At 42.5% G+C, this 7,983-nt stretch carries 4 protein-coding genes; 3 read left to right on the top strand and 1 reads right to left on the bottom strand.

Going from position 1 to position 7,983, the window contains the following annotated elements; genetic code table 11:
- Positions 1 to 802: 802 nt before the first annotated feature.
- A complete protein-coding gene (locus Q0541_RS17350; RefSeq protein ID WP_298912500.1) occupies positions 803 to 2,719 on the bottom strand; it encodes a heavy metal translocating P-type ATPase in 1,917 nt (638 codons plus the stop codon).
- A 224-nt stretch (positions 2,720 to 2,943) separates the two neighbouring features.
- Here Q0541_RS17350 and Q0541_RS17345 point away from each other — a divergent pair, with 224 nt between their 5' ends.
- The 3 genes from Q0541_RS17345 to Q0541_RS17335 all read left to right on the top strand — a co-directional run.
- Entirely contained in the window at positions 2,944 to 4,107 is a 1,164-nt protein-coding gene (locus tag Q0541_RS17345) for a hypothetical protein (protein ID WP_298912498.1), read from the top strand.
- 10 nt (positions 4,108 to 4,117) lie between these two features.
- On the top strand, positions 4,118 to 5,248 hold the full coding sequence (locus Q0541_RS17340) for a precorrin-8X methylmutase (RefSeq protein WP_298912496.1): 1,131 nt from the start codon (positions 4,118 to 4,120) through the stop codon (positions 5,246 to 5,248).
- A gap of 378 nt (positions 5,249 to 5,626) precedes the next feature.
- Positions 5,627 to 7,983, top strand: a 2,357-nt coding sequence (locus tag Q0541_RS17335) for a substrate-binding domain-containing protein (protein WP_298912494.1), incomplete at its 3' end; no start/stop codon positions are given.

The following is a 7,983-nucleotide window of genomic DNA, read 5'->3' as shown; positions in this document are numbered from 1 at the left end:
AAATCTCGCGAATGATTTTCCTTTCTTTATTTTTGCACAATTGGGATGCTCCCAAGTGCAACGGCATCAAAAATTTAAAATTTACATCTTCTGATATATTGCAGCATTATTAATCAGTCCCATATCCCGCCAAGACTCGAAGTGCAAGGCTATCCATTTTAATGGACTGAAACTCTTTCTTAGTCGTCTTTAGACAACTTTAGCTATTAGCCTCAGAATTCATTCTGAGGCGGTTGTTAGGATTGCTGCAAGATTTCAGCAAACATAGCTAATGAGTTAAGACTTAAGCAAAAATTGCCAAAAAGCTTAATTTATCGTAGACACGTAGTGGCTTGCCGCAGGCTACCGCTAAGAATCGTACAGTGTGTGTAAGTCCTATGAGTCTTTGATACTGATTAATCAGGCTTATTACAGTTTTGCGTAAAAGCGTAGCGTTTTTAATGCATCCCAATGCATTAGCATTGTCAGGGGACGCATTAATAATGCGGCTGACGCATTAACATTGTATCGGGATGCATTGGCATTGTAAGGAGACGCATTAACATTGTATTGGGATGCATTGGCATTGTAAGGAGACGCATTAACATTGTACTGAGATGCATTGGCATTGCAGGGGGACGCATTAACATTGTATTGGGATACATTGGCATTGCAAGGTATTGCCAAATTTAATTCGCTACGAATTAATGAAATGCTGTACTTAGAACTCCGTCGCGTTCATATTTTAATGTAGATACGCAGTGGCTTGCCGCAGGCTACCGCTCCAGGTGCAGAGGACTCAGAGAAAATAGATAAAAGTGCTTTATTTCAACAATCTCAAACCACTGAGAGTAACTAATACTGTGGAACCTTCATGGCCAATGACGCCGATAGGTAAGTTAATATTTCCCAGAAAGTTGCCCACCAAAAGCAACATAATAAAACCCAACGCTACGAATATATTCTGTTTGACTATGGATTGCGATCGCCTACCCAAATGCATCGCCACGGCAATTTTTTCTAACCTGTCTGCCATGAGTACTATATCTGCGGTTTCTAATGCCACATCACTACCAGATATTCCCATCGCTATACCCACAGATGCTTGCGCTAGGGCTGGTGCATCATTGATCCCATCGCCTACCATTGCCACAGTTTGATATTGTTGCTGTAGACGACGGATAACATTCAACTTATCTTCTGGCAGAAGTTGAGCATACACCCGATCAATTCCTACTGCTTTAGCGATACTGTAAGCAGTTTCTTGATTATCCCCAGTTAACATGACAATTTGCTCAATTCCCAGTTTCTTTAAGCGGGTAATAGTTACGGCTGCTTCCACTCTCACCTCATCTGCGATCGCAATTATACCCATCACCTCTGCCCCTCTGTTTCCCTGTGCTACCCAAACCACAGTTTTACCTTCTTGCTCCAAAGATTGAGCCATTTCTCGCAATTCTTCAGGTAAATTTGTCACATACTGTTGCACAAAAATGCCATTGCCCACAATTACCTGTTGTTCTTGAGCGATTCCCACAATTCCCTGTCCAGGTATAGCTTGCACTTGAACTGCACCAACCCAATCCAAATTACCAGCCGCCTGCACAATTGCCTTACCAATGGGATGTTCTGAATAAGATTCTACACTAGCAGCAGTTTGTAATACATCAATTTGGGTGTATTTACTAACTGAAATTACCTGGAATACCTGCACCTGTCCTGTTGTTAGGGTACCAGTTTTATCAAATGCGATCGCTCGGACTTTGCCAATCTTCTGCAACTGCGCCCCATTCTTAAACAAAATTCCTTGTCTTGCACCATTGGCGATTCCCGAAAGCAGCGTAGGCATAATTGCAGCCATTAACGCACAGGGAGAAGCTACCACTAGGAAGGTAAGCGCCCGATAAATCGTCGTTTCCCAATCCCAACCCCAGAGAAATGGCGGTAAAGTTGCCAGTAATATCCCAGCTACTACAATGACTTTGGCATATCCCTTCTCAAAGCGATCAATAAACTCTTGCGAAGGAGGTGCTTCAGTCTGCGCCTGTTCTACCAAACGAATCACACGCACAATCAAACTACTTTGGGCTGGTTTGTGTACCTTAATTTGCAATCCACCATAGCCGTTGAGTGTGCCGGCAAATACTTCTGCGCCCACTGTTTTCTCTACAGGTAAAGACTCGCCTGTAATCGCAGCTTGATTGAGCGTGCTGTAACCAGATAAAATTATCCCATCTGTAGGAATTAGCTCTCCAGGTTTGACGACAATCTCATCACCCACCTTTAGCTGACTGATCGGAACTTCCTCTTCCCTTCCCTGATGCAAAACCCTTGCTGTATCTGGCGTCAAACTCATCAAACTGCGGATACTCCGCTCAGTTCGCTGCATGGCGTAGCCTTCTAATGCGCCACTGATGGCAAAAATCAGAATCAAAATTGCCCCATCAATAATTAGATGATATTCTCCTCGCCATAAGCCGAGACTAGCAGCACCAATAGCCGCCACAATCATCAGCAAATCTACATCGAGTTCTTTTTCTTTGAAGAGAGTAGTCAATCCCTCCCGCGCACTTTCGTAACCACCAATCACGTAAGCAGCGGGTAGCAACAGGAATGCTAATCCCAAAGCACCGAGATGCAAGGCGAACCATCCGAGAAATAGCAGCAACCCACACAAAAGGGCTGCTACAGTATCTGCGTGTTCTCTGGTGAATTGGGTAAAACGTTGGGGATAGAGCATGAGAGGTGAATTAACAAGGACTCTCTCACGCTAAACCTTGACATTAATGTTAATGTCAAGGTTTATAATGATTTTGAAACGCATAGGCGCTTCGCCTTCCCACAGGGTAGGGGCGCTGAGAAAGGCGCAAAGATACGCAAAGTTAAATCTTTCTCTGCGTTTCTGAAGAAAAAACTAGTTACAATAAATACATAAAAATTGTAGTCTTTTTACTTAATAAAAATATGAACTTAGAAGAATTAATAGCTCAATTAAATGCAAATATATTCCTTAAAGAATTTTCATTTTCCAAAAACAATTTTACTCCAAAAGGTAGCAGTGAACTAGAGCTTGCAGATCATGTTATATGGCTTGATGACCTCATGATTGTTTACCAAATCAAAGAAAGAACGGGAGGAAAAAGCTCAGTAAATAGCGAAAAAATATGGTTTGAGAAGAAAATACTTCAAAAAGCTAAGAATCAGATACGTAATACACTTCTTTATTTTCAAAAATATGAAGACGAGATAATTATACCAAATCAACGAGGGCATATTTTCAATATGAAGGTTAATCAGATTAAAAGTTTTATCAAAATCATCATACATTTATCTAATAAGCAACTTCCTGAATATTTTAAAAATAAAAAATATTACATTAGCAGTCAACAAGGAGGGTTTATTCATATTGTCTCTGGTAACGATTATTTAAATATTTGCAAAACATTATTAACACCTACAGAAATTAGTGATTACTTTATTTATCGTCAAGATTTACTTATCAAGCATACTCATAATGCTGAAAAATTACCTGAAGCTGCTATTGTAGGTCAGTTCTTATCAGGAGAAGATGCAAGTTTTCCTCCAAGCAAAAATTTTCTTGAATATTTATACAGGCTAAAAAAAGATAAAGATAATTTTAGTATTTCAGGTATCCTAGAAAACTTCTACAAAAGAATAAAATATATAAATTGCAATGAAGAAAATAGTGAACATGCTTATTATAATATCATCGTCGAATTTGCAAAATTAAGAAGAACAAATCTTCAAGAAGTAAAAGCCAGAATAAAATTATGCTTAGAAGCTTGTGACTCAGATGAATTTGAGTTGCCTTATAGAATTGTTGTACCCGAAACTGGCTGTGGTTTTGTTTTTATTCCTCTTCAACACGAGCAAAAAGATGATAAAATGATCTACTTACATAATCTAACCTATGCAGCCAAATATGAACAAAAAATACGACGTTGTATAGGAATTACATTTGTCAAAGAAGAGGAAGACTATCTTATGGACTGGTGTTTATTGGATAGTGATTGGCAATATGATTCTGCAATAGAAGAAAGTTTAAAGAATTGTTATCCTTTTAGACCAGTACAAGAAAAATTAATACCTTCTTATCAATTTGAGTAATAATCAAAAGATGAACGCTGGTTGCTTAACTATTAAAGAACTCACCGATGCAGTAGGCGGCGGTTTAACTCCGCGGATGGTGCGCCATTATCATCAATTGGGACTATTACCGCAACCAGTGCGATCGCCTAGCAATTATCGTCTCTACACCAAAAAAGATGTTCTTCGGTTGCAACGGATTGTCGCCCTCAAGCAGCAAGGGTTTCAGCTAAACCACATCCGCAATATTTTGGAGGTTGAACCAGAAACTGACACAACTGTTAACCTCATGGGACAACTCCAGCAGCAATATCGGGCGGTGATGCAACAAATTTCTCAACTGCGACAAACTGCATCAGCACTAGAAGGATTATTGGGGCGCGATCGCCATTGTCAAATTATGCAGGCGGAAGTTTTGGCACAACTCAAGTTACTCGATGTCGAAACTCAAGCCGGATTGGGGGGACTGGAAAACCTGTGGAGTGGCTTGGATGCCGAAATTCATACCCACTCAGAAGCTTTTTCCGAATCGCTACAACGCTTACTACCTGATTTGTCTCACCGTTCGGAAATTGAACAGCATTTAATTTCTCAGTTGGTTTTGGCTTGTGGCGATGTCAGTTTGGTGTCCTTTGTCAAGTTGAGCCGAGATGCGATCGCAGCTAGTCGAGGAGCTTTATCTGCAAGCTGCCAAATTGTTGTCGATACCCAAACGGTTGCTGCTGCTTTGGATCAAACCCGATTATCTCACTTGGGATGCCAGATCGAAACCTTGATTGATAATCCCCATATTACCACCGCCACAGAGGCAGAACTTGCCTTTTGGCAACATCGAGAATGGCGATCAAAATTGCAGCAAGTAAATCAGGGTTGTGTGCTGGTAGTCGGTTATGCTCCCTCAGTCCTTGTAGAAGTTTGTGAAGCGCTCGCCAATCAGAAAATTCAGCCTGCACTAGTAATTGGGATGCCCATTGGCTTTAGCCATGCTCCCGCCGCCAAGCGACAACTGATGCAACAAGGGATACCTTTTATTACAGTTGAAGGAACCTTGGGAGGTGGCGCTTTAGCTGCTACTGCCCTAAATGCCTTGGTTGAGTCACTGATTGATAAGCCAGATTGTCATTGTTATCTCAAAAGTATAGTAGATTCTGCTGAGTGCTGAACATTGAGTACTTAGTTCAGACAAAAGGATACTCAGTACTCAGCAATACTGAAAATAATATTGTTAAATAATATTGAATTTGGTACACTTTACCAGTTTTAGTAATTCAATAATTCATAATTGTGGCCAAAAACTACCAACTTGGTATAACTTGCAATATAAATTAGAAAAATTTATAGTAAACAGACTCTGGCAATTAGAGTATAAATTCTCATGTTATACAAGCTAATGCAGAGTATAGATCAATACGAGTGCGCTGAAGGAATTAGAAGTAAAGATAACTCAGATGTATAATTAGCGCGTCTCCTCCATAATCCTTAAACAGATCGCGATTTAGGACTGGCAGGCTTTCTATTTTTTACTTTAATTAAGGGGCTTATGTGGCAACAAGATAAAAAAGATAGTTCAATAGTGAATTTGGTATTATGGGTTGCCTTAGCTACAACCCCTATGGCAGCAAGTTTGCTGGTGTCAGCACCCATGGTGGCTCAATCTAAACCTAATTCTCCCGCTTTTTCACTGCCGCAAACAGTGCAGAACGGGACAACAGTGAGGATTGACGGTTCAAGTAGCTTGGGTGCAATCAACCAAAGCCTGAAAGAGAATTTTGAAAAACAGTTTTCCGGCACAAAGGTTGAAGTTGCTGCTAATGGCACTAGTACGGCACTGAAAGATTTGCTAGCTGGCAAAATCGACATAGCAACAATGGGACGTGGGTTGACGCCAGCAGAAAAAGCCCAAGGGCTAGAGCAAGTTCGCTTGCGCCGTGAGAAGATTGCGATCGTGGTTGGGGCTAATAATCCTTTCAAGCAAAGCTTGACTAGTAAGCAATTTGCCCGAATTTTCCGGGGAGAAGTTACAAATTGGTCACAACTGGGAGGGCCTTCAGGCAAGATTCGGTTAATTGATCACCCTAACACCAGTGAGACTCGCGATACTTTTCGTGCTTATCCAGCCTTCAAGACTGCTAACTTTGCGACAGGGGCCAATGCTACCCAAGTAAATGAGGATAATACCGCAGAAATCATCAAACAACTGGGCAAAGACGGCATCAGCTATGTGTTGGCTAATCAGGTGTCGAAGCTGAAAGGTGTGCGAGTTCTGCAATTACATCAAGCCTTGCCAGATGATGCGAAATATCCCTTCTCGCAACCTTTAGTTTACGTTTACAAAAAAAATCCCAGCTTAACCACGGTAGATTTTCTCGGCTTTACCCTTGCACCCCCAGGACAGAAGGCTATAGAACAAGGTAGAACTGCTGAAGCAGTGGCGATCGCAGCGAACGGATCACAACCTGCTGTCAAGCCTTCCCCCAGTGCTAAGACGATACCTGCTACACCTTCCCCTAGTGCCACTACTTCTGCATTTGGCGAACAGCCCTTTGTGGCTCCTGCTACTTCACAAGTTAGCCCAATTGTCAACAGGGAAACACCATTTTGGTTGCTGCTACCTGTCTTTTTTATTACCGCAGGTGGAGCATTACTATGGTGGATTCTGGGAAAACGTCCATTACCGACCGAGAAAACAGACAACTTACCAGAATCAGATCCTTATCTACCCAGCACAGAAGGTGCAGAAATGGCGGTGCTTAATGCCAGCACATCCCTGCCCGTTAACGGAGCGATGCTTGAGGAGGATTCACTGCCGCACTTCCAAGAGCAAGAAAGCCCCGATCGCACTCCTTTCAACATCTATGCTCAAACACAATCTGACCTGACGGAAAATGCTACTCACGGGACATCAAATTTAGTCCAAGAGGCAACTAATGGTAACTCTAAGCTCCATGAAGGCGCAACCTCTGGAGTAGCTAATGGATCAGCTAATAACAACTTGGGAGCCGCAGCTTTAACCGGTGGTACGGCTTTAGCAACAGGAATCGGGGCGGCTACCTGGTCTACCTTTAACAACAAAGAAACAGAAATAGACACCATTGATGAGACAGTCTATCTAGAGCATTATCCAGAGACAGACATTCCTGATTCTGATCAAGTTGCATGGGATATAGAAGCCCCGGCGGCTGTGGTAAATACTTCATATCCTCACCTGGGTAATATTCCAGAAGAGGCATCTGAGGTGACGGCCCCACTTCCAGAATTACCAGATGTGCCCGAAGTAACATCTGAATTTGACTATTGGGACACAGAAGTTAGTGAAGATCAAATAGATGAGGAACTTCAGGCAGAATTGAACTGGCTAGACAGTATCACCTCAACTGAAGGTCCAGCCTCAGTAGATGAATTGCCCTTACCAGAGTCTGGCGAAGCGGCAACGGATATAGAACCCTCAGCGGCGCAAACATCTTCACTGCTCGATTTCCCAGAATTTCCAGAAGATATATTGAATCTAGTAGCGGACGCATCTGAACCCACTGCCGATTTGCTTGAGTCGGAATTTCAAGCAGAGCCGACTCTAGCTGATGCTGACTCCACAGATTTTGCCGCCGCAGCGGCTTTAGCAGGCGCAGGGATTGGAGCCTGGACTAGCATTGGATCAGATACCCAAGGACAAACCGATACTACGGTTGACAATGAGCCAATTGCAGCTGAAACAGCTATTGGTTCGGTTGATGCAGATGAAGAGAGCAGTATTGTCCTCACGCCGCATACTTCTACATCGGCTCATGTCTCTTGGGAGATTTCCGAAGCCAAGAAAGCAGCGCTGCAACAACAGGGCGGCTCTCATTTGGTAGTGCGGCTCTATGATGCAACTGGGATAGACCTAAGTTATCAAAGTCC

Origin of the sequence: uncultured Nostoc sp. (assembly GCF_937863485.1) — a bacterium.
Taxonomy (GTDB): domain Bacteria; phylum Cyanobacteriota; class Cyanobacteriia; order Cyanobacteriales; family Nostocaceae; genus Nostoc.
The sequence above is the reverse complement of the archived record's forward strand: the minus strand, read 5'-3'. Positions and strand labels throughout refer to the sequence as shown.

Coding starts and splice junctions, on each gene's coding strand:
- Q0541_RS17350 (WP_298912500.1), bottom strand. CDS start 2,719: ATGCTCTATCCCCAACGTTTTACCCAATTCACCAGAGAACACGCAGAT.
- Q0541_RS17345 (WP_298912498.1), top strand. CDS start 2,944: ATGAACTTAGAAGAATTAATAGCTCAATTAAATGCAAATATATTCCTT.
- Q0541_RS17340 (WP_298912496.1), top strand. CDS start 4,118: ATGAACGCTGGTTGCTTAACTATTAAAGAACTCACCGATGCAGTAGGC.